This window comes from Bradyrhizobium sp. ma5, assembly GCF_042258955.1.
Lineage (GTDB): Bacteria > Pseudomonadota > Alphaproteobacteria > Rhizobiales > Xanthobacteraceae > Bradyrhizobium.
Genome location: NZ_CP170156.1, coordinates 3,322,283 through 3,344,378, shown reverse-complemented (window position 1 = coordinate 3,344,378; position 22,096 = coordinate 3,322,283). Strand labels below are relative to the sequence as shown.

Here is a 22,096-nt window from a genome sequence, read left to right as displayed (position 1 = left end):
CCGTCGCCGCGGCGGCGACGACGGAGAAGTGCATCCGGACCAGGACGGTCGAGGGAGCAATCCGCCTGGCTTACAAGCCGGACGCGGTCACTGATCGGCGTAGCGCTCGCCCTCGGGGCGACCAGCCGCATAGGAATGCGTCGCGTAACGCAGGTTGCGTCCGGTACCTTCCGCACGATCGAGCCGGAAGCCGGGTTCCTCGCGCGGCCGGTCGACGATGAAGGAAAGCCGCACCGACTCCCAGCCATGGCCGGAATCGAAGCCGGAGATCCGGATGTAGCGGTCGCCATAGACCCGCCGGCAGTCTGCGAGCTCCTTCATGATGCCGGCCGCATCGCGCAGGTCGAACATCGGCAGGCCCCACATGTCCCAATAGGTGTTGCGGGGATGCGGGTCGTCGGTGAACTCGATGTTCACCGCCCAGCCCTTGTCGAGGCAGTATTGCACCTGCGCGGCGATCTGCTCATCGGTGAGATCGGGCAGGAAAGAAAAGCAACCTTGGGTCACGCGCATGAGAAACTCCTGTCAGACTGCTATGCTCGGCGTGGGAACGAAATCGGGGGCATCGGTCGATTCGTAGTTGAAGGTGACGTCCTTCCAGACGTCGAGCGCCTCGCGCAGCGGCGTGCAGGTCTGCGCCGCCTTGGCCAGGATCTCCGGCCCCTCATGGACGTAGTCGCGTCCCTCGTTGCGGGCGAGGATCATGGCTTCCAGCGCGACGCGGTTGGCGGTGGCGCCGGCCTGGATCCCGCGGGGATGGCCGATCGTGCCGCCGCCGAATTGCAGCACGACGTCCTCGCCGAGCAGGTCGAGCAGCTGGTGCATCTGGCCGGCATGAATGCCGCCGGAGGCCACCGGCATCAGCTTGTTGAGGCTCGCCCAGTTCTGGTCGAAGAACACGCCGTGCTCGAGCTGCATCGGGTTGAAGTCCTCGCGGCAGATATCGTAGTAGCCGCGCGTGGTGTTCGGATCGCCCTCGAGCTTGCCGACCACCGTGCCGGCATGGATGTGGTCGACACCGGCCAATCGCATCCATTTCGCGATCACGCGGAACGAGACGCCATGGCTGCGCTGCCGCGTGTAGGTCGAATGGCCTGCCCGATGCAGATGCAGGATCATGTTGTTCCTGCGCGCCCACTTCGCCATCGACTGGATCGCGGTGTAGCCGATCACGAGGTCGATCATGACGATGTTGGAGCCGAGCTCATGGGCGAACTCGGCGCGCTCGTACATGTCCTCCATGGTCGCCGCGGTGACGTTGAGATAAGTGCCCTTGATCTCGCCGGTAGCGGCCTGTGCGCGGTTGACCGCCTCCATGCAGTATAGGAAGCGCTCGCGCCAGTGCATGAAGGGCTGCGAGTTGATGTTCTCGTCGTCCTTGGTGAAGTCGAGCCCGCCCTTCAGCGCTTCATAGACAACACGGCCATAGTTGCGGCCGGACAGGCCGAGCTTCGGCTTCACGGTGGCGCCGAGCAAGGGACGGCCGAACTTGTCGAGCCGCTCGCGCTCCACCACGATGCCGGTCGCCGGGCCCTGGAACGTCTTCACATAGGCGATCGGCAGCCGCATGTCCTCGAGCCGCAGCGCCTTCAGCGGCTTGAAGCCGAACACGTTGCCGATGATCGAGGCGGTCAGGTTCGAGATCGAGCCCGGCTCGAACAGGTCGAGATCATAGGCGATATAGGCGAAGTAGCTGCCCGGCGAGTTCGGCACCGGATCGACGCGATAGCACTTCGCCCGGTACTTCTCTGCGGCGGTCAGCCGATCGGTCCACACCACGGTCCAGGTCGCAGTCGAGGATTCGCCCGCCACCGCCGCGCAGGCTTCGGTCGGATCGACGCCGTCCTGCGGCGTGACGCGGAACAAGGCGATGACGTCGGTGTCCTTGGGCTCGTAGTTCGGCTCCCAATAGCCCATCCGCTTGTATTCCATCACGCCGGACTTGTAGCGATCCTTGCCACGCACCGTGATCGACTGCTGTATGTTCATCTCAATCTCCTTGTCGTCGTTCGCCGCCATTTGCTCAGGCGGCCTGGGTGATCTTTCCAATCTGCGGATCGAGTGCACCGGCGCGATAGCGTCGGGCCATCTCCGGCAGTGCAACCACCTTGATCCGGGCGGCATTGCCGGCCGTGCCGAACTGCTCGAAGCGGTCACGGCAGAGTTCGCGCAGCGCATCCATCGCCGGCTTGAGGAATTTGCGCGGATCGAACTCGCTCTTCGACTGCACGGCGACCTTGCGGAACGCCGCGGCCATAGCCAGCCGGCAATCGGTGTCGATGTTGACCTTGCGCACGCCGTGCTTGATGCCGCGGACGATCTCCTCGACCGGCACGCCCCAGGTCTGCGGCATCTCGCCGCCGAACTGGTTGAACATGTCCTGCAGCGGTTGCGGCACCGAGGACGAGCCGTGCATCACCAGATGCGTGTTGGGCAAGCGCGCGTGAATCTCCTCGACCACGCGCATCGCCAGGATCTCGCCGTCGGGCCGTCGCGTGAACTTGTAGGCGCCGTGCGAGGTGCCCATCGCGATCGCGAGCGCATCGACCTTGGTGGCGCGGACGAAATCAACCGCCTGGTCCGGGTTGGTGAGCAGCTGATCGTGGCTGATCTTTCCTTCGACGCCGTGACCATCCTCCTGCTCGCCGCCGCCATGTTCGAGCGAGCCGAGCACGCCGAGCTCGCCTTCGACCGACGCGCCGACCCAGTGCGCCATGTCGACCACCCGGCGGGTGATATCGACATTGTAGTCGTAGTCGGCCGCGGTCTTGGCGTCGGCCTTGAGCGAGCCGTCCATCATGACGGAGGTGAAGCCGTAGCGGATCGCGGTGGCGCAGGTCGCCTCCTCGTTGCCGTGATCGAGATGCAGGCAGAGCGGGATCTGCGGATACATCTCCTCCAGCGCATCGATCATCTTCGCCAGCATGATGTCGTTGGCGTAGGACCGCGCGCCGCGCGAGGCCTGGATGATGACAGGCGCATCGCAGGAAGCCGCGGCCTCCATGATGGCGAGGCCCTGCTCCATGTTGTTGATGTTGAAGGCCGGCACGCCGTAGCCGCGTTCGGCGGCGTGGTCCAGCAATTGCCTCAGGGTTATCCGCGCCATAGTGGCGTCCTCCTTTCAATCCGCTCGTTGTATGAGCTGCTTTGCCGCGGCTGCGATCGCCGCCGGCGTGATACCGAATTCGCGGTACAGCACGTCGGCCGGCGCCGAAGCGCCGAAGCCGCTCATGCCGACGAATACGCCGTCGTCGCCGAGCCAGCGCGCCCAGTCGCCCTCGACGGCGGCTTCCACGCCGACGCGCGGCGCACTGCCCAGCACCTCGGCGCGATAGTCGCGCGGCTGCTGGCGGAACAGGTCGAAGCACGGGGCCGAGACGACCGCGGCCTTCACCCCTGCTTCCGCCAGCAGCTTTGCGGCTTCGAGCGCGATCGACACCTCTGAACCCGTTGCAATCAGGGTGACGTCACGCCCGAAGGCCGGCTCGACGAGAACGTAGGCGCCGAGCGCGACCTGGTTGTCCTTGCTGCCGTCGCGAACCGTCGGCAGCGCCTGCCGCGACAGGCAGAGGATCGACGGCGCGGTCTCTGCCTTCAACGCGCAGTCCCAGGCCTCCGCCGTCTCGACCGCATCGGCCGGGCGGAACACCAGCACGTTCGGGATCGCCCGCAGCGCCGCCAGATGCTCGACCGGCTGATGTGTCGGGCCGTCTTCGCCGAGCCCGATCGAATCGTGGGTCATCACATGGATGACGCGGATGCCCATCAATGCTGCGAGCCGGATCGCCGGCCGGCTGTAATCGGCGAAGCTGAGGAAGGTGCCGCCATAGGGGATGAATCCGCCATGCAGCGCGATGCCGTTCATCGCGGCCGCCATGCCGTGCTCGCGGATGCCGTAGTGGATGTAGCTGCCGTCGAGTGTTTCCGGCCGCACCGAAACCTGAGACTTCGCCAGTGTCAGGTTGGAGTGCGTGAGGTCGGCCGAGCCGCCCAGGAGATTTGGCAATGCCTCCGCGATCACATCGATGACCTGCTGCGAGGCCTGCCGCGTGGCGAGCTTCGGCCGCTCGGTCGCGAACCGCTCCACGAGCTTGGCCATCGCCTCGACGTAGGCACAGGGTAACTTCCGATTCAGCGCGTCGTGGAATGCAGACCTTTCGCCTCTGTCGGCCTTGCAGGCGCTGCGCGAGCGCTCGATCCAGGCCCGCCTTGCGTCGCGACCGCGGCCGCCGAGTTCGCGCCACTCCGCCAGCACCGCATCGGGGATTTCGAATGCCGGATACGGCCAGCGCAGTGCGGCGCGGGTCTTCGCCGTCTCATCAGTGCCGAGCGGCGCGCCGTGCACCTTCTCGCTGCCCTGCCGGTTCGGCGCACCGAACCCGATCACCGTGCGGCAGGCGATCAGCGACGGACGGTCGCTCGCGCGTGCCTGCCTGATCGCCGCAGAGATCGCCTGCGGATCGTGACCGTCGATACGGCAGACGTTCCAGCCGCTGGCCGCAAACCGCGCCGTCTGGTCATCCGAGCAGGACAGCGACGTGGCGCCGTCGATCGAGATCCGGTTGTCGTCGAACAGCACGATCAGCCGGTTCAGTCGCAAATGGCCGGCGAGCGAGATAGCCTCATGGCTGAGGCCTTCCATCAGGCAACCATCGCCGGCGATCACGTAGGTGTAGTGATCGACCAGATCGTCGCCGAAGCGTGCGTTCATCAAGCGCTCGGCGAGCGCCATGCCGACCGCGGTCGCGATCCCCTGCCCGAGCGGCCCGGTCGTGGTCTCGACACCGGGCGTGTGGCCATACTCGGGATGCCCCGGGGTTTGCGATCCCCATTGCCGGAACGCCTTGAGCTGATCGAGCGTCATGCGCTCGTAGCCGGTCAAATAGAGCAGCGCATAGAGCAGCATCGAGCCGTGCCCGGCCGACAGCACGAAGCGGTCGCGGTCGGGCCAGGCCGGATCGGCCGGGTCGAACTTCAGGAAGTCGGTGAACAGCACGGTCGCGACATCGGCCATGCCCATCGGCATGCCGGGATGGCCGGACTTCGCCTGCTCCACCGCGTCGATGGCGAGGAAGCGGATGGCGTTGGCCATCTCGTCGCGGCTGACGTCGGGCCGGCTGGCAACGGACGCAAGTGCGGTCATATCGTTCGCCTCTTTCGTTCGATCAGTTGCAGGATCAGCGGGGTCAGGATCAGCTGCATCGCGAGATCGAGCTTGGCGCCATGAATCACGATCGAATTGGCGCGCGACATAAAGCTGTTCGGGATCATCGAGAGCAGATAGGGAAAATCGATGCCACGCGGGTTCTTCAACCGGATCACGACCATCGATTCATCCGGCGTCGGGATCCAGCGCGCGATGAACGGGTTCGACGTGTCGACCGTCGGGACGCGCTGGAAGTTGATGTCGGTCTCGCTGAATTGCGGACAGATGTAGTTCACATAGTCCGGCATGCGGCGCAGGATGGTGTCGGTCACCGCCTCGGTGGAGTAGCCGCGATGGCTGCGGTCGCGATGCAGCTTCTGGATCCATTCGAGGTTGATCACCGGCACGACGCCGATCTTGAGGTCGGCGTGTTGCGCGACATTCACCTTGTCGGTGACCACAGCGCCGTGCAGGCCCTCGTAGAACAGCAGGTCGGAATTCTCCGGTAACGCTTCCCACGCGGTGAAGGTGCCGGGCTTGGCGCCGTAGAGCCGCGATTCCTCCTCGTCATGCACATAGTGCCGCGTCGTTCCGCTGCCGGTCTCGGCATAGTCGCTGAACAGCCTCTCCAGCTCCTCGAACAGATTGGTCTCGGGGCTGAAATGACTGAAATGCTTGTCGCCGCGCTCGGCCTTCTCCAGCATCTGGCTGCGCATCTCGGCGCGGTCGTAGCGATGGAACGCGTCGCCCTCGATGTAGGCCGCGACCACATTCTCGCGGCGGAAGATGTTTTCGAACGTCTTCTTTACCGAGGTGGTGCCGGCGCCGGACGAGCCGGTGATCGAGATGATGGGATGTCGACGAGACATGCGCTCCCCCTCAGCGGAACAGGCCGCGCCGCGCGAACAGCGGGGCATCGCTGCTCTCGAACAACGGCTCGACGGTCAGGTGGATCGCATCGACGTCGCGCACGGCGCGCGCCGATCCCATGATCAGCGGCACGCGCTGATGCGGCGTACGTGCCGAGAGATCGAGAATGCGCGACCGGCCGCTCGAGGCGGCACCGCCTGCCCATTCCATGATCAGCGCGATCGGGTGCGCCTCATACAGCAGGCGCAGCCGGCCTTCGCGGTAGCCCTGGCGCGCATCCGCCGGATACAGGAACACGCCGCCGCGCATCAGGATGCGGTAGGCCTCGGCCACCAGCGAGCCGATCCAGCGCATGTTGAAGTCCTGGCCGCGCTCGCCGTTCACGCCGGCAAGGCACTCGTCGATATAGTTGCGCACCGGGCCGCTCCAGTGCCGCCGGTTCGAGGCGTTGATGGCGAACTCCGACGCGTCTTGCGGCACCCGCAGCTCACGCGCAGTCAGGACGAACTCGCCGGTTCGCGGGTCCAGCGTGAAACAGTCGACGCACTTGTCGAGCGCCAGCACCAGCACGGTCTGCGGACCGTAGATGAAGCAGCCTGCGGCACATTGCGCCGTGCCGGGCTCGAAGAAGGTCGAGAGGATGTCGTTGCCCTTCGGCCGGATCGAGAAGATCGTGCCGATCGAGATGTTGTTTTCGAGATTGGCCGATCCATCGAGCGGATCGATCGCGACACAGAGCGGCGCACCGATATCGAGCGTCTCCGGGAGCTCGACCTCCTCCGACAGCACAGCGGCGACCGGAGCAGTGCGCAACGCGTTGCGCATCAGGCCGTCGGCGGCGATGTCGATGGTCTTCTGACGATCGCCGTCGGGGTTGACGCCGCCGCTCTCGCCGCCGATGCCGGCAAGCGGTCCGGCGGCGATGATGCGCGAGAGCTCGATCGCGGCGCCGGCAAGGGCTTCGATCACCGCAACGGTCGCGGCGCGCAGCGGGTTATGCTGCGTCGGCCAATCCAGATGGGCATGCAATGCAGGACGAATCTCCACCGGCCTCTCCCTTGATCGCGCCCTCTGTCCCGAGGTGTCGAGAGGCGACCTCAGGGGAGTCGCCTTGGCCGTATCAACGCGCGAATTGCCCAATTAGGGAAATTTCATTATCTTTGGTCTGGGCAAAGTATTTCTTATGGAGCTTGTGATGGCCGGGAACTTCTCGCGGGACCTCACCATCCGCCAGCTGCGCGCGCTGTCGGCCGTGCACGGAGCCGGCTCGATCACGTCGGCAGCCAACCAGTTGAACCTGACGCAGCCGGCGGTGACGCTGCAGCTCCGCAACCTGCAGGCACTCGCGGGATTGCCGCTGATCCAGCGCACCGCCGACGGCATGGCACTGACGGATGCCGGCGCGCATGTGCTGGCGCTCATCGAGCGGATCGAGGCGGCGCTGAAGGACTGCGAGCAGTCGCTCGACATGATCGCAGGCCGCAGCGGCGGCCGCGTTGCGATGGGCGCGGTCTCGACCGCGAAGTACTTCGTGCCGTTCGCGATCGCGGCGTTCTCGCGGCGCTTTCCCAAGATCGAGGTGACGCTCAGGATCGGCAACCGCGAGGAAATCCGCGACGCGCTGCGCGGCTACGATCTCGACATCGCGGTGATGGGCCGGCCGCCGGCCGATGTCGAAGTCGAGATGAAGCCGCTCGGCCGGCATCCGCACTTCATCATCGCCGCACCCGATCATCGGCTGGCGCGGCGGCGGCACGTCGCGACATCGGAGCTCGCCAATGAAACCTTCATCACCCGCGAGCAGGGATCCGGCACGCGGATGCTGATGCAGCAATATTTCGAGCGGGTCGGGCTGGAGCCGAAGCTCGGCATGGCGATGGACAGCAACGAGACCATCAAGCAGGCGGTCATGGCCGGGCTCGGCATCGCCTTCATTTCCCAGCACACGGTGTTCCATGAACTGGAAGATGGCCGGCTGGTGGTGCTCAAGGTGAAGGGCCTGCCGATCGTCCGGCAGTGGCACGCCATCAGGCGTACCGACAAGATCCTGCTGCCGCCCGCCCAGGCCATGCTGGACTTCCTGGGCAAGGAGGGCTGGCGCTACCTCCCGAATTCGCGCTGACGTTGCGACACCCGTTCGATCGAAAAAATCGAGTTAACGCCGTATGTTAAGCATTGAAGTTCCCGCGAACGCGTGCCACATCTTGATTGCGGTCACTGGGGGACCGTATCCCTGCGAGGGAGGATGAACTGCAAAACCAGTCCCCGCCGATGCCTGACTTCAAGGCGTTATTCGAGGCGGCGCCCGGCCTTTATCTGGTGCTGACGCAGCCTGACTTCTGCATCGTGGCAGTGAGCGACGCCTATCTGCGCGCCACCAAGACCGAGCGCGCCGCGATCCTTGGGCGCGGGCTGTTCGAAGTATTTCCCGATAATCCGGACGATCCGGCCGCCGACGGCGTGCGCAACCTGCGCGCGTCGCTGGAACGTGTGGTCCAGTTTCGCCGCCCCGACACCATGTCGGTGCAGAAATACGATATCCGCAAGCCCGAGTCAGAGGGCGGCGGATTCGAGGAACGCTACTGGAGCCCGCGCAACACGCCGGTGTTCGGACCGAGCGGACAGTTCAGCTACATCATCCATCGGGTGGAAGACGTCACCGGATTCATTCACCTGAAACAGCGCGGCGCCGAGCAGGACAAGCTGACCGACCGGCTGCGCGAGCGCACCGAGCAGATGGAAGCTGAAATCTTCATGCGCGCGCGCGAGGTCGAGGTCGCGCGGGAACAGCTCGAGGCCGAGCAGAAGCTGCGCCAGGTGCAGAAGATGGAGGCCGTCGGGCATCTCACCGGCGGCATCGCCCACGACTTCAACAACATCCTGACCGTCATCACCGGTCTGATCGACATCCTCGCCGAGGCCGTGGAACATGACGCCGCGTTGTCGTCGGTGACAAAGATGATCAGCGATGCCGCCTTTCGCGGCGCCGAGGTGACCAAGCATCTGCTGGCCTTCTCGCGGCAGCAGCCGCTGCAACCGCGTGAAGCCAACCTCAACACGCTGGTGCAGGACACCGCGCGGCTGCTGCGCCCGTCGCTCGGCGAGCAGATCGAAATCGATACCGCGCTCGAAACCGACGCCTGGCCGGCCTTCATCGACCCCAACCACATGTCGACCGCACTGCTCAATCTCGCCCTCAATGCCCGCGATGCGATGCCTGACGGCGGCAAGCTGATGCTGGAGACCAGCAACGTCATCCTCGACGAGGTTTATGCCGCGGCCAACCTCGATGTGCGCGCGGGTGAATATGTGATGGTCGCGGTCAGCGACACCGGCGCCGGAATCCCGGAACCGATCCGCGAAAAGGTGTTCGAGCCGTTCTTCACCACCAAGGATACCGGCAAAGGCACCGGTCTCGGGCTGAGCATGGTCTACGGCTTCATCAAGCAATCCGACGGGCATCTCAAGATTTATTCCGAAGAGGGCCACGGCACATCGATCAAGCTCTATTTGCCGCGCAGCATGGGCGACATGGTCGACGTCGAGCCGCCGCCTCCGGTCGACATGCGTGGCGGCCACGAATCCATCCTGGTCGTCGAGGACGATCCGCTGGTCCGCAACTATGTCAGCGCCCAGCTCGAGCAGCTTGGTTACCGCACGATGGTCACCGCCAACGGCCCGGAGGCATTGGCTGCGGTCGAGAACGGCTTCGTCTGCGACGTGCTGTTCACCGACGTCATCATGTCCGGCGGCATGAACGGCCGGCAGGTGGCTGATGCCGTGATCGCCAGGCTGCCCTCGGTGCGCGTGCTCTTTACGTCGGGCTATACCGAGGACGCGATCATCCATCACGGCCGGCTCGACCCGGACGTCACGCTATTGCCAAAACCCTATCGCAAGGCCGACCTCGCCCGCATGATCCGCCAGGTGCTGACCCAGCCTCCCGCATCGGCGGTGGCGGCCAAGTAACGCGGCTTGTAACGCAGGCCCGCTCAGGGACCAAAGCTCGAGCGGCTCTGGATTTTCCAGGCGCCGCCGAGCAGGCTCAGCACATAGAGGGAATCGTAGACCCCGATCACCGATCCGTCCTCGCGGTAGCGCGTATAGCGGACGGCGTAATGTGCTTTCGCCGGCGAGGACTGCACGAGCTTCGTTTCGTTCCAGGCGCTGTGATGCCAGCCGTCCTGTTTGCGCAGCCGCTCGAACAGGTCCATCGGATTGTTGTCGGGCTGCTGATAGACGGTGACCACGCCACCGGCGATCCGCACATGCGGGAAGTGCATCAGCCCGTCCATGGCCGCGGCGTCATAGTCGTTGAGCGCAGCCATCCAGCGCGTCAGGACGTCCTCACATCTGGATTGGTCGTCGCGCGCGATCTGCGCCTCGACGGTATAGGTCGCGGCCGGCTCCGGCATCACGCGCCTCCACTTTGCTTATTGATCTGGTCGGCCGGCACGGCGCATCCGGACAGGAACAGCGCAGCACAGGCCTTGGCGCGTGCTGCCATCTCGCTGTGCAGTGGCGCGGGCTTGTGCCCGAACATGACGTCGCGTTGCGGCTTGAACACGAGCATGCCGAGCAACATGCCGGCTGCGGCTTCGGTGTCATCGAGCACGATCCGCCCTCGCCGCTGCTGGACGCCGAGCCAATTCGCCAGCGCAGCGATCGAGCGCTGCATGGCCTTTTCATAGAACGTCTCGGCGATGTCAGGAAATTTGTCGCTCTCGGCCAGGATGATCCGCTGCAGCGCGATGACCTCGGCATCGAGAATGAGCTCGGCGCAGGTCAGCAGCGCCGCCTCGAGCGCCGCCGCAACATTGCGGCCATCACAGGCGCCGAGATTCACGACGGACACGAACCGCTCGACCCGGTCGGTCACCATGCCTTCAAACAGCGCCAGCTTGGTCGGGATCAGACGATAGAGCGTCTTGGTGGAAACGCCGGCGCGGCAGGCGACATCGGCGATGCTGGCCGCGGCGAAGCCGCGTTCCGAGAATTCGCGCCGCGCCGCCTCATAGATGAGTGCGCGTGTTTCGTCGTCGGAACGAAGCTGCGGCCGCCCGCGGCCGCGCCGCTCCGGCGCGGCCTGCTCTGTCTGGTCGTTGTCGTTCCGGTTCATGCGCGAGCCATGCTTTTAGATGATGCCTGTCATTCTATTGACAGTCCAAATATGGGCTCTATTTTGGAAAACATCAAGTTTCCTAATTATCCCGGGCCACCGAAATCAAAATTCCTACGGTTTCCCAGTAGGATAGAACGATCAGGAGCACCTGCCATGAGCCAGCACGAAACGTCCTTCAAGACCGAGAGCCAGGTTCCGGCCGAGACCGCCAAGCAGTTGATCACAAGTCCCGAGGCGGCCAAGCCGTCCGCCGCCAAGGGTAAGCTTCGCCGCCTGCTCATGACCGGCGCAGCACTCGCCCTGCTGGCGGGCGGCGCCTGGTATGGCTGGGATTACTGGACGGTCGGCCGCTTTCAGATCTCGACCGACGACGCCTATGTGAAGGCCGACAACACGACGATCGCACCGAAAGTGTCAGGCTATCTCAGCGCGGTGCTGGTCGGCGACAATGAACATGTGCGCGCCGGCCAGATCCTGGCGCGAATCGACGAGCGCGATTTCAAGGTCGCGCTTGATCAGTCGAAGGCTGACGTCGCCGCCGCTGAAGCTGCGATCACCAGCAAGCGCGCCCAGCTCGACGTGCAGCACTCGGTGATCGAGGCGGCGCGCGCGACGCTTGCGGTGGACACGGCCAACCAGACTTTCGCCGAGCAGGAGAACAAGCGTTACACCGACCTCGCCGGCACCGGCTTCGGCAGTGTGCAGAACGCGCAGCAGGCGCAGTCGCGCTATGCCAGCGCGCAGGCCGCCATCGCCCGCGACACCGCAAACCTCGCCTCCGCCGAACGGCAGGTGGAACTGCTCAAAGCCGACATCGCCCAGGCCGTCGCCGCGCAGGCCCGCGCAACCGCGCTTCAGCATCAGGCCGAGTTGAACCTCGGCTACACCACCATCATCGCCCCGATCGACGGCGTGGTTGGCAACCGCACCCTGCGCACCGGCCAGTTCGTCCAGGCCGGCACGCAACTGATGTCACTGGTGCCGGCCACCGGCGCCTATGTGATCGCGAATTACAAGGAGACGCAGCTCACCAATGTCCGCAAGGGCCAGCCGGTCGAGATCGAGGTCGACATGTTCCCCGGTCAGGTCGTGCGCGGTCATGTCGACAGCCTCGCGCCCGCCAGCGGCCAGGAATTCGCGCTGCTGCCGCCGGACAACGCCACCGGTAACTTCACCAAGGTGGTGCAGCGCATCCCGGTGAAGATCGTGCTCGACGCAACCAATGTCGACCTGCGGCCGGGCATGTCGGTGATCCCGTCCATCGCGACGCTGTCGCATCCCGTCGGGGACACTCCGCGCTCCAGCGCCTCGCCCAAGCTCGCTGTCGCCTCTTTCAAATAGGTGATGTCATGTCCGACCTCGCGCTCTCCTCCCCGGCTGCTGCGCCCCGCGCGGCAGCGGTAGCGGTCGATCCCAACCGCGCCAGCATGGCCGTCTGGATCTCCATCGTCGCCGCGATGATCGGCGCCTTCATGGCGATCCTCAACATCCAGATCACCAACGCCTCGCTGCTCAACATCGAGGGCGGCATCGGCACCGGCGTCGACAACGGCTCCTGGATCTCGACGTCCTATCTGATCGGCGAGATCGTGGTGATCCCGCTGACCGACTTTCTCAGCCGGGTGTTCTCGTTCCGCAAGATCATCATCGGCTTCGCCACCCTGTTTGCGATCTTCTCGGTCGCCTGTGCCTTCACCCACGACCTACCCTCGATGATCGCGATGCGCGGCCTGCAGGGCTTCTTCGGCGGCGTGCTGATCCCGATGGCCTTCACGCTTGTCTTCACCAAGCTGCCGAAAGTGCAGCAGCCGATCGGCCTTGCGATGTTCGCGCTCGCCGTGACCTTTGCCCCGGCGATCGGCCCGACCATCGGCGGCTACCTGACCGAGAATTACGGCTGGCAGACCATCTTCTTCGTCAACGTGGTTCCGACCGCGGTGATGGTCATCACCCTGTCCTTCACGCTGGAACGCCAGCCGATGCAGCTGCATCTGCTGCGCGAGGGCGACTGGCTCGGCATCGCCACGATGGCGATCGGCCTGGCATCGCTGCAGGCTGTGCTCGAGGAAGGCAACAAGGACGACTGGTTCGGCTCGCCCTTCATCGTCAAGCTTGCGGTGATCGCCGCCGTCAGCCTCACTTTGTTCGTCTGGATCGAGCTCGTGGTCGAGAAACCGTTGCTCCGGCTGCGGCTCCTGACCCAGCGCAGCTTCGGTTTCGGCACCATCTCGGCGGTGTTCGTCGGCTTCGCGCTGTTCGGTTCGGTCTACCTGCTGCCGGCCTATCTCGGCCAGGTGCAGCGCTACAATGCCGAGCAGATCGGCCAGGTGCTGGCCTGGACCGGCCTGCCGCAGCTGATCCTGATCCCGCTGGTGCCGAAGCTGATGCAGCGCTTCGACGCGCGATTCATCGCCTTCACCGGCATGATCCTGTTCGCGGTCTCATCCTTTATGAACATACAGATGTCGCTCGACTATTCCGGCGACCAGTTCTTCTACCCGAACATCGTTCGCGCCGTCGGCCAGGCGATTACGCTTGCACCGCTGTCCGCCATCAGCCTCGGCAGCGTTGCGCCGCAAGATGCACCTGCGGCCTCCGGCATCTCCAACATGATGCGTAACCTCGGCGGTGCGATCGGCACCGCGTTGCTCAGCACCATCGTCACCAAGCGCGAGCAGTTCCACTCCAACATCATCGGACAGTCCGTGCATCTGGGCCGCGAGGAGGTGCGTGCCCGGATCGCCGAGGTCACCAACTACTTCCTCAGCCACGGCATCTCGGACCCCGCAACCGCACACAGCCAGGCGATCGTTGCGATCGGCAATATCGTGAAGCGCCAGGCGCTGGTGCTTGGCTTCAGCGACGCCTTCGCGGTGATCGGCGTGGTTCTGGTGCTTGCCGCGATCGCGATCGTGCTGACCGGCAAGCCAAAGAACGCGGCGGGCGGCGCGGGCGGGCATTGAACGATCGAGGGCGGCGGCCACGGCCATCGCCCCGCTCTCAGCTTGCTTCGCGGAGCTTGAAGCGCTGGATCTTCCCGGTCTGGGTCTTCGGCAACGCTTCGACAAAAGCGATCGCGCGGGGATATTTGTACGGCGCGATCGTCGCCTTGACGTGATCCTGCAACGCCTTGACTTCGGCATCGTCACCGCGCACGCCCTGCTTCAGCACGATGAAAGCGGAGACGATCTGCCCCCGCTCCTCGTCGGGTGCGCCGATGACAGCGCATTCCGCGACATCGGGATGTCCGAGCAGCGCCGCCTCGACCTCTGGACCGGCGATGTTGTAGCCCGCCGAGATGATCATGTCGTCGGCGCGCGCCACGAATGACAGCCGGCCATTCTCGTCACTGACGAAGGCATCGCCGGTGATGTTCCAGCCATCGCGCACATACTTGGTCTGCCGGGAGTCGGCGAGATAACGGCAGCCGGTCGGGCCGCGAACCGCCAGCTTGCCGACCTGGCCCGGCGGCAGCTCGTTCATGTCTTCGTCCACGATCTTCGCCTGGTAGCCGGAAACAGGCGTGCCCGTGGTGCCGGCGACGGCGCTGCCGGTACGGTTGGTGATGAAAATGTGCAGCAGTTCGGTGCTGCCGATGCCGTCGAGGATCGGCTTGCCGGTCTTTTTAGTCCAGCTCTCGAACACCGGCGCCGGCAGCGTCTCGCCGGCCGAGACCGCGAGCCGCAGCGACGACAGATCGGCGCCCTGGTCCATCGCGGCCATCATCGCCCGATAGGCCGTCGGCGCGGTGAAGCAGATCGTCGCCTTGTAGGTCTCGATGATCCGGATCATCTCGCTTGGCGCCGCATTCTCCAGCAGCGTCGCGGTGGCGCCGTAGCGCAACGGAAAGATCGCGAGCCCGCCGAGCCCAAAGGTGAACGCGAGCGGCGGCGAGCCGACGAACACGTCGTCTGGCGTCACCTTGAGCACTTCCCTGGCATAGCCGTCGGCGACGATCAGGAGATCGCGGTGGAAGTGCATCGTCGCCTTAGCCTCGCCTGTGGTGCCAGACGTGAAGCCGAGCAGCGCGACGTCGTCGCGGCCGGTCTTCACCGCATCGAATTTGACCGGCTTGTTCAGCGCAATCCGGTCGAGCTCGGCGTCGTGGTTTTGCGTGCCGTCGAAATTGACGACCTGCTTGAGGAATTTGCTGGTCTTGGCGCAGGCCACCAGCTCATCCGCAATGCGGCTGTCGGTCAGCGCCAGCGCAATCTCGGCCTTGTCGACGATCTTGGCCAGTTCGCCGGCGCGCAGCATCGGCATGGTGTTGACGACGACAGCGCCAGCCTTGGTCGCCGCGAGCCAGGCCGCGACCAGTGCCGGGTTATTGCCCGAACGGATCAACACGCGATTGCCGGGCTTGACGCCGTAGTTCTCCACCAGCGCATGCGCCAGGCGGTTCGACCAGTCGGTCAATTCCTTGTAGGTGCGCTGGCGGCCGTTGCCGATCAGCGCGATGCGATCGCCCATGCCCTGCTCGACGATGCGGTCGGTCAGTTCGACCGCGGCGTTGAGATAATCGGGATAGCTGAATTCGGGCCGGTCGAGCAGCAGCTGCGGCCATTGCTGAACCGGCGGCAGGTTACGCCGCGCGAAATCGTCGACATGCCCGGATGGGCCGAGCCCGGGAAATTCACCTGACATTCGATTGCCCCTCGCTTTCTATCCAGAAAGGCCAAGACCAACATCAAGATCAACATCGAGAAAACCAGTATCGAGGACGCCCGGCAGCGTCCCGATCGCCAATCATTTTATACTTAAACTAATTTAGCGCAAGGGTGGAAATCGCGTAGACGTGGCGCGGGCCAGCAAACCTCAGAGTTGCGTGAGCTGCTTCAGCCGCGCGACCATCGCCGACTCCGGGTCGGCGAGCGGTGCGATCGCGGTGAAATGATTGGCATCGGGCACAACGCCGAACCGCGTCGCCACGCCGGCTCCGCCCCAGACGTCAGCGATGGTCCGGCTCTGCCGGTGATATTCGGCGCTCTCTTCGCCACCGACCACGGCATCGAGCGTGGCACCTGCGGGCGCTTTCCAGAGCAGCGGGCTCGCCGCCCTTGCTGCGTCGCGGTCAAGGCCAAGCGCCTTGTTGATGGAGGTGCCGACCAGCGGCTCGAGCTCGAACAGGCCGGAGATCGCGTAAGCAGCCCTGACCAGATCCGTCGGCAGCGACGCATCGTAGGCCGGCCAATCGGTCGCAAGCATGCATGCGGCAAGATGCCCGCCTGCGGAGTGTCCCGACATGACCAGCGGCCGGCCGAGCTTCGCCAGTTCGCGTGTTGCCGCGCGCATCTCGGCGATGATGTCGCCGACCGTGACGTTGGGGCAGAGGTCGTAGCTCGGCACCGCAACGCTGATGCCGTGACCATTGAGGCCCCGCGCGCAGTGGCTCGACGACGAGCCATCAAGCGCCTGCCAGTAGCCGCCGTGGATGAAGACCACCAGCGGCCCGTCGCGATCACCCTCAAACAGATCGATGACGTTGCGGCTGCCCGGACCATAGCTTAGCCGCCGCGGCGGATGCTGCTCGCGATAGGCCGCGGAGTCCCTCGCCCAACCAGCCATCAGCGCCGGGTTTTCCGGCACCCGCGCGCGGTTGTTGTATTCGACCTCGTAATCGACCTCGCACACGGCTTAAGCGGTCCTCGCCTTGGCGGAGCGCTGGGCCGAGCCCTTGGCCTTGGCGAGCAGCCGCATCAGTTCGCGGATATCCTTCGGCGACAGGTCGCCGAAGATATCGGCGATCCATTTCTCGTGCTCGGCCGCCATCTTGCGAAATTCGGCGCGGCCGAGCTTGGTCAGCCGGATGAACTGCACGCGGCGGTCGGTCTCCGAGGTGCGGCGATCGAGATGGCCGGACTCGACCAGGCGTTCGACCAGCCCGGTGACGTTGCCGTTCGACACCATCATCCGCTTCGACAGGTCCGACAGCGTCATGCCGTCGGAGACCTTGTCGAGCTGGGCCATCAGGTCGAAGCGCGGCAGCGTGACATCGAACTTCTCACGCAACTGGCTGCGCACCTCGCCTTCGATCAGCGTGGTGCAGGTCAAGAGACGCAGCCACAGCCTGAGCTCGGTGCCATGATCGTCGGGCAGTTCGACGGCTTTGGTTTCGGAATCGAGGTTCATGCGGCGATCGTGCCTCCGCGCCGGGTTTCGGTCGGACCGATTGCTTTGAGCTTCAAGCAATTCGCGCTGCGCCGCAAGGACAATTGCGAATCCTGCTCGAAACTCCCGGTCGATCGGTAATTTGTTTAAACTTCAAGCAATTGGCGCGACGCTTGCATGTGCAGCGCCTGCATGGGGCGCGGCGTTTGCCCTGACGCAATGCCACATCGCTTGCAGCGGTCGCGCGCGTCAGACTAAGCTGAGGTCAATGAGGCTGAGACAAGGGCAGCAAGCCGGTGGTTGGGGGAAAGACATGAAACATGTGACGAAGCTCGTGGGACTGGCGGCGCTGCTGGGTATCGCGGTGACCCCGGCGATCGCGCAGGAGAAGATCAAGATCGGCGTGCTGGTAACAACCTCCGGTCCGGCCGCAGCGCTTGGCCAGCAGGTCCGCGACGGGTTTGCGCTCGCGGTCAAGGATCTCGGCGGCAAGATGGCCGGCCGCGAGATCGAGATCGTCAACGCCGACGATGAGCTCAAGCCCGACGGCGCCGTGGTCAAGGTCCGCGGCTTGCTCGAGCGCGACAAGGTCGATTTCGTGGTCGGCCCGATCTTTTCCAACATCCTGCAGGCGATCCACCGCCCGGTCACCGAGAGCAAGACTTTCCTGATCAGCCCGAATGCCGGTCCCTCCAGCTACGCCGGCAAGGAATGCAACCCGTTCTTCTACGTGACGTCGTACCAGAACGATCAGGTGCACGAAGTCCTCGGCAAGGTGGCGCAGGACCGTGGCTACAAGCGCGTCTATCTGCTGGTGCCGAACTATCAGGCCGGCCGCGATTCCGTCGCCGGCTTCAAGCTCGACTACAAAGGCGAGATCGTCGAGGAATCCTACACGCCGATGAACACGCTGGATTTCCAGCCCGAGCTCTCCAAGATCGCCTCGCTGAAGCCGGACGCGCTGTTCACCTTCATGCCGGGCGGCATGGGCGTGAACCTCGTGAAGCAGTACAAGCAGGCCGGCGCGACCGTGCCGGTGCTCTCCGCCTTCACCGTCGACGAATCCACTTTGCCCGCGCAGCAGGATGCCGCGGTCGGCATGTTCGGCGGCGCGAACTGGGCACCTGATCTGGACAATCCCCAGAGCAAGAAGTTCGTCGCGGCCTATGAGGCGGCCTACAAGGGCGTGCCCGGCACCTACGCCATGCAGGCCTATGACGCAGCGCTGTTGATCGACAGCGCGGTCAAGGCGGTGAAGGGCGACCTCTCCAACAAGGACGCGGTCGCTGCGGCGCTGAGAAAGGCCGACTTCACCTCGCTGCGCGGTAACTTCAAGTTCAACAACAACGGCTATCCGATCCAGGATTTCTACCTCACCAAGGTCGCGAAGCGGCCGGACGGTAAATTCCAGACCGAGATCGTCGAAAAGGTGTTTTCGAACTATGGCGATCGCTACGCCAAGGACTGCGCGTCGAAGTAAAGATCAGGAGGAAACATGACGATGAAAGACGAGATCGCCGGCATCACACGAGCCAATGACGGCATTCAGGGTATTTCCTGGAGCATCCTCGGCCAGACCTATGTGCCGAAGAGCCGTACCGAGCATTCGTTCTCCTGGCACGCCACCTTCCCGCCCGGCACCTTCGTTCCGCCGCACATCCATCCCGACCAGGACGAGTATCTCTACATCCTCGAGGGCAAGCTCGACTTCATGCTCGACGGCGCCGATGAATCCGCCACACCTGGCGATCTGGTGCGCCTGCCGGCGGGCAAGCCGCACGGCATCTTCAACAAGTCGCAGCAGTCGGCCAAGACGCTGTTCTGGGTGTCGCCGACGCGCAGGCTGTACGACCTGTTCTGGGCGATCCACAACATGAAGGAGCAGAACCCGGATGACGTGGTGCGGCTCGCCGCCGAGCACAACATCCACTTCCTGCCGCCGCCTCCGGCGTAGGACGCTCCTCCGTCATTGCGAGCGAAGCGAAGCAATCCGTCGTTCGGCGATCGCGGAACGATGGATTGCTCCGTCGCTACGCTCCTCGCAATGACGATCTAGAGATCGCCGACGGGACTTCTCTTCCTTGAAAGACCTACTGCCGCGCCACCACGCGCGCGGCGAAGCCGGCCTTCGCCGCATAGCCGCGCACGATCGCCTCACGCGCTTCGTAGTTGAGAATGGTGTCGACGTCGGTAAAGCCCTGCGGCGCGAGCTGCTCGACGGCGTCGATCACGCCCTCCGGGCCGCCGCGGCGGTTGGAGGCGACGATGTCGGCGGTCATCGGCAGCCGCTGCCGCTCATAGGCCGCCAGCGCCTGGCGCGGATGCTCGGCCCGCGCCAGCATGTCCGCGAGGCACCGCGCATCGAGAATGGCCTGCGACGCGCCGTTCGAGCCGACCGGATACATCGGATGCGCGGCGTCGCCGAGCAGCGTGACGCGGCCGCTCGACCAATAAGGCAGCGGATCGCGGTCGCAGCACGGATACTCCCAGAACTCCGGCGTCGCGTTGATCAGGCCAGCGAAGTCGACCTGCGGGATGGTGAAACCAGTGACATAGGGCATCATCTCGTCGCGGCGGCCAAGATTGGACCAGCCCTCGCGCCGCGGCGGCGGCGAAGAGCCGTCGCCGATCCGCACCAGCACCGCCCAGTTGGTGAGGCGGCTCGCCGAACTCGAGCCTGGTGCGATCGGGTAGATCACGGCCTTGGCATTCAGCCCGCCGGCGATGATCATCGAACGGCCGGTCAGGAAGGCCGGCCAATCGGTCGCGCCGCGCCAAAGCATCAGCCCGTTCCAGCACGGCCCGCCCTCGTCCGGAAACAGCGTCTGCCGCACCTTGGAATGGATGCCGTCGGCACCGATCAGGATATCGCCGCGCGCGGTGTGCACATGACTGCCGCTGCGATCGAAGAAGTAGGCGGACACACCGCCCTCATCCTGCGTAAAGGAGCCGAGCCGGCAGCCGGTGCGGATCGCATCGGCACCAAGCCGGTCGATCACCGCCTGATGGATCACGCCCTGCAGGCGGCCGCGATGAACAGAGAATTGCGGCACGTCGTGGCCGGCATCGAGCCCGCGCTTCTCGTGCCAGACCTGCTGACCATGCCGCGTCAAATAGAACAGCTCAAACGTACGGATCGCGACCTCGTCGAGCTTGTCGAGCAGGCCGAGCCCCGCCAGCTCGCGGATCGCATGCGGCAGTGTGTTGATGCCGACGCCGAGCTCGCGGATCGTCTCCGACTGCTCATACAGCTCGCAACTAATGCCGCGCGAGCGCAGCATCAACGCAGTGGTGAGGCCTCCGATTCCGCCTCCGACGATAATCGCCTTCATCGTCCCTTACTCCACTCAAACACAGGACGTTCTTACGCTTTCGCCTAGGGTCGCATGGCCCGTTGCCCGGCCGCAAGCGGGTTTGTCGCCCGGGACTTGGGCCGGCCGGCGATGATTGGGCTTAGGCTTAACATTGCTTCAGCGAACTCCAATCCATCCCCGTCACCCTGAGGAGCGCGGAACGCGCGTCTCGAAGGGTCGACGGCCGCCAACCGGCCGTGCATCCTTCGAGACGCCGCTTCGCGGCTCCTCAGGATGACGGACAATCCGGCATCGTCGTTAATCCGGCACCACCGCGATGGCCTGGATTTCCACCTTGGCGCGGTCCTCGATCAGTCCCGCAACCTGGATCGCGGTCATCGCCGGAAAGCGCCGGCCGATCGCGTCGCGATAGACCACGCCGATCTCCTTCAGCCGCGCGGAGTATTCCTTGCGGTCGAGCAGGAACCAGGTCATCGACACGATGTGTTCGGGCCCGGCTCCGCCGGCGGCGGCGACCGCGACGATGTTGTGCAGGGTCTGGCCGATCTGCGCCACGAGATCGTCGCTCTCGAACACGCATTGCCCGTTCCAGCCGATCTGGCCGGCGATGAAGATCTGTTTGCCGCGCGCGGCCATGCCGTTGGCATAGCCGATCGGCTTGGCCCATCCGTCCGGTTGCAGAATTTCGATCATCTCAATTGCCCTCGAAAGCGGGTTTCTGCTTGGCGGCGAAGGCCTCGAAGGCGCGGCGGAAATCGCCCGTCACCATGCAGATCGCCTGCGCCTGCGCTTCGGACTCGATCATCTCGTCGACGCCCATCGCCCATTCCTGATTGAACATCGTCTTCGTCACGCCATGTGCGAACCACGGTCCATCCGCAAGCGAGCGCGCCAGTTCCTGCGCGGCAGCGGCGAGTTCGGCCGGCGGCACCAGGCGGTTGTGGAAGCCCCACGCAAAACCTTCGTCGGCGCTCATCGCGCGTCCGGTATAGAGCAGATCGGCGGCATGGCCCTGCCCGATCACGCGTGGCAATAATCCGCACGCGCCCATGTCGGCGCCGGCAAGCCCGACGCGGGTGAACAGGAACGCGGTCTTGGCCTGCGGCGTCGCCAGCCGCAGGTCGGACGCCAGCGCCAGCATCGCGCCGGCGCCGGCGCAGATGCCGTCGATCGCGGCGACAATGATCTGGGGGCATTTGCGCATCGCCCGCACCACCTCGCCGGTCATCCGGGTGAAGGCGAGCAGGTCCGGCATCGCCATCCGCGTCAACGGCTCGATGATCTCGAACACGTCGCCGCCGGAGCAGAAATTGCCGTCGGCGCCGGTCAGCACGATGGCGCGGACATCGGAGGCATATTTGAGGTTGGTGAAGAGATCGCGCAGTTCTTCATAGGACTCGAAGGTCAGCGGGTTCTTCTTGTCCGGCCGGTTCAGCGTGATGGTCGCGACGCGGCCGCTCGCGTCGGTCGACCAGCGGAAGTGTTTTGCGGGATAATCCCTGAACGGACGGAGCTTTGCTTTCATCTCGGACATGA

General features: G+C 64.7%; 20 protein-coding genes. 6 read left to right on the top strand and 14 right to left on the bottom strand.

Features of this window, described 5'->3' with window-relative positions:
- Nucleotides 1–87: 87 nt before the first annotated feature.
- Genes ACE103_RS15265 through ACE103_RS15240 form a run of 6 tightly spaced genes read right to left on the bottom strand, consistent with a single transcriptional unit; the run spans nucleotide 88 to nucleotide 7,045 of the window.
- Entirely contained in the window at nucleotides 88–513 is a 426-nt protein-coding gene (locus ACE103_RS15265; protein WP_375780084.1) for a ribulose bisphosphate carboxylase small subunit, read from the bottom strand.
- Nucleotides 514–525: 12 nt separating this feature from the next.
- Complete coding sequence (locus ACE103_RS15260; RefSeq protein ID WP_375780083.1) at nucleotides 526–1,989, bottom strand: form I ribulose bisphosphate carboxylase large subunit; 1,464 nt, start codon at nucleotides 1,987–1,989, stop codon at nucleotides 526–528.
- 34 nt (nucleotides 1,990–2,023) lie between these two features.
- Nucleotides 2,024–3,106 carry a class II fructose-bisphosphate aldolase gene (gene fba / locus ACE103_RS15255; protein ID WP_375780082.1) on the bottom strand — a complete coding sequence of 361 codons (1,083 nt, stop codon included), beginning with the start codon at nucleotides 3,104–3,106 and terminating at the stop codon, nucleotides 2,024–2,026.
- Nucleotides 3,107–3,121: 15 nt separating this feature from the next.
- On the bottom strand, nucleotides 3,122–5,143 hold the full coding sequence (tkt, locus tag ACE103_RS15250) for a transketolase (protein WP_375780081.1): 2,022 nt from the start codon (nucleotides 5,141–5,143) through the stop codon (nucleotides 3,122–3,124).
- Nucleotides 5,140–6,015 (bottom strand): phosphoribulokinase, encoded by an 876-nt coding sequence (locus ACE103_RS15245; RefSeq protein WP_375780080.1) that lies wholly within the window; start codon nucleotides 6,013–6,015, stop codon nucleotides 5,140–5,142. Before ACE103_RS15245 ends, tkt begins: the two co-directional genes overlap by 4 nt.
- A 10-nt stretch (nucleotides 6,016–6,025) precedes the next feature.
- On the bottom strand, nucleotides 6,026–7,045 hold the full coding sequence (locus ACE103_RS15240) for a class 1 fructose-bisphosphatase (RefSeq protein ID WP_375781112.1): 1,020 nt from the start codon (nucleotides 7,043–7,045) through the stop codon (nucleotides 6,026–6,028).
- 166 nt (nucleotides 7,046–7,211) lie between these two features.
- Here ACE103_RS15240 and ACE103_RS15235 point away from each other — a divergent pair, with 166 nt between their 5' ends.
- Both ACE103_RS15235 and ACE103_RS15230 read left to right on the top strand, forming a co-directional pair.
- Nucleotides 7,212–8,138 (top strand): LysR family transcriptional regulator, encoded by a 927-nt coding sequence (locus ACE103_RS15235; RefSeq protein ID WP_375780079.1) that lies wholly within the window; start codon nucleotides 7,212–7,214, stop codon nucleotides 8,136–8,138.
- 149 nt (nucleotides 8,139–8,287) lie between these two features.
- Nucleotides 8,288–9,985: an ATP-binding protein gene (locus ACE103_RS15230; protein WP_375780078.1), complete on the top strand. Its 1,698-nt coding sequence runs from the start codon at nucleotides 8,288–8,290 to the stop codon at nucleotides 9,983–9,985.
- A 23-nt stretch (nucleotides 9,986–10,008) separates the two neighbouring features.
- Here ACE103_RS15230 and ACE103_RS15225 read toward each other — a convergent pair whose 3' ends face one another.
- Nucleotides 10,009–10,431 (bottom strand): hypothetical protein, encoded by a 423-nt coding sequence (locus ACE103_RS15225; protein WP_375780077.1) that lies wholly within the window; start codon nucleotides 10,429–10,431, stop codon nucleotides 10,009–10,011.
- On the bottom strand, nucleotides 10,431–11,135 hold the full coding sequence (locus ACE103_RS15220) for a TetR/AcrR family transcriptional regulator (protein ID WP_375780076.1): 705 nt from the start codon (nucleotides 11,133–11,135) through the stop codon (nucleotides 10,431–10,433). Before ACE103_RS15220 ends, ACE103_RS15225 begins: the two co-directional genes overlap by 1 nt.
- 156 nt (nucleotides 11,136–11,291) lie before the next feature.
- Here ACE103_RS15220 and ACE103_RS15215 point away from each other — a divergent pair, with 156 nt between their 5' ends.
- Nucleotides 11,292–12,479 (top strand): HlyD family secretion protein, encoded by a 1,188-nt coding sequence (locus ACE103_RS15215; RefSeq protein WP_375780075.1) that lies wholly within the window; start codon nucleotides 11,292–11,294, stop codon nucleotides 12,477–12,479.
- A gap of 8 nt (nucleotides 12,480–12,487) precedes the next feature.
- Complete coding sequence (locus tag ACE103_RS15210) at nucleotides 12,488–14,101, top strand: DHA2 family efflux MFS transporter permease subunit (RefSeq protein WP_375780074.1); 1,614 nt, start codon at nucleotides 12,488–12,490, stop codon at nucleotides 14,099–14,101.
- Between the two features lie 37 nt (nucleotides 14,102–14,138).
- Here ACE103_RS15210 and ACE103_RS15205 read toward each other — a convergent pair whose 3' ends face one another.
- From ACE103_RS15205 to ACE103_RS15195, 3 genes are all read right to left on the bottom strand, one after another.
- Nucleotides 14,139–15,782 (bottom strand): AMP-binding protein, encoded by a 1,644-nt coding sequence (locus ACE103_RS15205; protein ID WP_375780073.1) that lies wholly within the window; start codon nucleotides 15,780–15,782, stop codon nucleotides 14,139–14,141.
- Between the two features lie 171 nt (nucleotides 15,783–15,953).
- Nucleotides 15,954–16,769: an alpha/beta hydrolase gene (locus tag ACE103_RS15200; protein WP_375780072.1), complete on the bottom strand. Its 816-nt coding sequence runs from the start codon at nucleotides 16,767–16,769 to the stop codon at nucleotides 15,954–15,956.
- Nucleotides 16,770–16,772: 3 nt separating this feature from the next.
- Entirely contained in the window at nucleotides 16,773–17,267 is a 495-nt protein-coding gene (locus ACE103_RS15195) for a MarR family winged helix-turn-helix transcriptional regulator (protein WP_097670770.1), read from the bottom strand.
- Nucleotides 17,268–17,559: 292 nt separating this feature from the next.
- Between ACE103_RS15195 and ACE103_RS15190 the strand changes: the two genes are divergently transcribed.
- Nucleotides 17,560–18,726, top strand: coding sequence for an ABC transporter substrate-binding protein (locus ACE103_RS15190; protein ID WP_375780071.1), 1,167 nt, complete (start codon nucleotides 17,560–17,562; stop codon nucleotides 18,724–18,726).
- 21 nt (nucleotides 18,727–18,747) lie between these two features.
- Nucleotides 18,748–19,200 (top strand): cupin domain-containing protein, encoded by a 453-nt coding sequence (locus ACE103_RS15185; RefSeq protein WP_375781111.1) that lies wholly within the window; start codon nucleotides 18,748–18,750, stop codon nucleotides 19,198–19,200.
- A 136-nt stretch (nucleotides 19,201–19,336) separates the two neighbouring features.
- On the opposite strand, the gene ACE103_RS15180 is transcribed toward ACE103_RS15185, so the two are convergent.
- From ACE103_RS15180 to ACE103_RS15170, 3 genes are all read right to left on the bottom strand, one after another.
- Complete coding sequence (locus tag ACE103_RS15180) at nucleotides 19,337–20,578, bottom strand: flavin-dependent oxidoreductase (RefSeq protein WP_375780070.1); 1,242 nt, start codon at nucleotides 20,576–20,578, stop codon at nucleotides 19,337–19,339.
- Between the two features lie 279 nt (nucleotides 20,579–20,857).
- Complete coding sequence (locus ACE103_RS15175; protein ID WP_375780069.1) at nucleotides 20,858–21,253, bottom strand: RidA family protein; 396 nt, start codon at nucleotides 21,251–21,253, stop codon at nucleotides 20,858–20,860.
- 1 nt (nucleotide 21,254) lies between these two features.
- Nucleotides 21,255–22,094, bottom strand: coding sequence for an enoyl-CoA hydratase family protein (locus ACE103_RS15170; protein ID WP_375780068.1), 840 nt, complete (start codon nucleotides 22,092–22,094; stop codon nucleotides 21,255–21,257).
- Between the last annotated feature and the right edge of the window lie 2 nt (nucleotides 22,095–22,096).

What these genes read in the sequence shown, in the direction of transcription:
- ACE103_RS15225 (WP_375780077.1), bottom strand. Translation starts at nt 10,431, where the DNA reads ATGCCGGAGCCGGCCGCGACCTATACCGTCGAGGCGCAGATCGCGCGC.
- ACE103_RS15185 (WP_375781111.1), top strand. Translation starts at nt 18,748, where the DNA reads ATGAAAGACGAGATCGCCGGCATCACACGAGCCAATGACGGCATTCAG.
- ACE103_RS15265 (WP_375780084.1), bottom strand. Translation starts at nt 513, where the DNA reads ATGCGCGTGACCCAAGGTTGCTTTTCTTTCCTGCCCGATCTCACCGAT.
- ACE103_RS15260 (WP_375780083.1), bottom strand. Translation starts at nt 1,989, where the DNA reads ATGAACATACAGCAGTCGATCACGGTGCGTGGCAAGGATCGCTACAAG.
- ACE103_RS15205 (WP_375780073.1), bottom strand. Translation starts at nt 15,782, where the DNA reads ATGTCAGGTGAATTTCCCGGGCTCGGCCCATCCGGGCATGTCGACGAT.
- ACE103_RS15195 (WP_097670770.1), bottom strand. Translation starts at nt 17,267, where the DNA reads ATGAACCTCGATTCCGAAACCAAAGCCGTCGAACTGCCCGACGATCAT.
- ACE103_RS15235 (WP_375780079.1), top strand. Translation starts at nt 7,212, where the DNA reads ATGGCCGGGAACTTCTCGCGGGACCTCACCATCCGCCAGCTGCGCGCG.
- ACE103_RS15245 (WP_375780080.1), bottom strand. Translation starts at nt 6,015, where the DNA reads ATGTCTCGTCGACATCCCATCATCTCGATCACCGGCTCGTCCGGCGCC.
- ACE103_RS15230 (WP_375780078.1), top strand. Translation starts at nt 8,288, where the DNA reads ATGCCTGACTTCAAGGCGTTATTCGAGGCGGCGCCCGGCCTTTATCTG.
- ACE103_RS15210 (WP_375780074.1), top strand. Translation starts at nt 12,488, where the DNA reads ATGTCCGACCTCGCGCTCTCCTCCCCGGCTGCTGCGCCCCGCGCGGCA.
- ACE103_RS15190 (WP_375780071.1), top strand. Translation starts at nt 17,560, where the DNA reads ATGAAACATGTGACGAAGCTCGTGGGACTGGCGGCGCTGCTGGGTATC.
- ACE103_RS15175 (WP_375780069.1), bottom strand. Translation starts at nt 21,253, where the DNA reads ATGATCGAAATTCTGCAACCGGACGGATGGGCCAAGCCGATCGGCTAT.
- fba (WP_375780082.1), bottom strand. Translation starts at nt 3,106, where the DNA reads ATGGCGCGGATAACCCTGAGGCAATTGCTGGACCACGCCGCCGAACGC.
- ACE103_RS15170 (WP_375780068.1), bottom strand. Translation starts at nt 22,094, where the DNA reads ATGTCCGAGATGAAAGCAAAGCTCCGTCCGTTCAGGGATTATCCCGCA.
- ACE103_RS15215 (WP_375780075.1), top strand. Translation starts at nt 11,292, where the DNA reads ATGAGCCAGCACGAAACGTCCTTCAAGACCGAGAGCCAGGTTCCGGCC.
- ACE103_RS15220 (WP_375780076.1), bottom strand. Translation starts at nt 11,135, where the DNA reads ATGAACCGGAACGACAACGACCAGACAGAGCAGGCCGCGCCGGAGCGG.
- ACE103_RS15180 (WP_375780070.1), bottom strand. Translation starts at nt 20,578, where the DNA reads ATGAAGGCGATTATCGTCGGAGGCGGAATCGGAGGCCTCACCACTGCG.
- tkt (WP_375780081.1), bottom strand. Translation starts at nt 5,143, where the DNA reads ATGACCGCACTTGCGTCCGTTGCCAGCCGGCCCGACGTCAGCCGCGAC.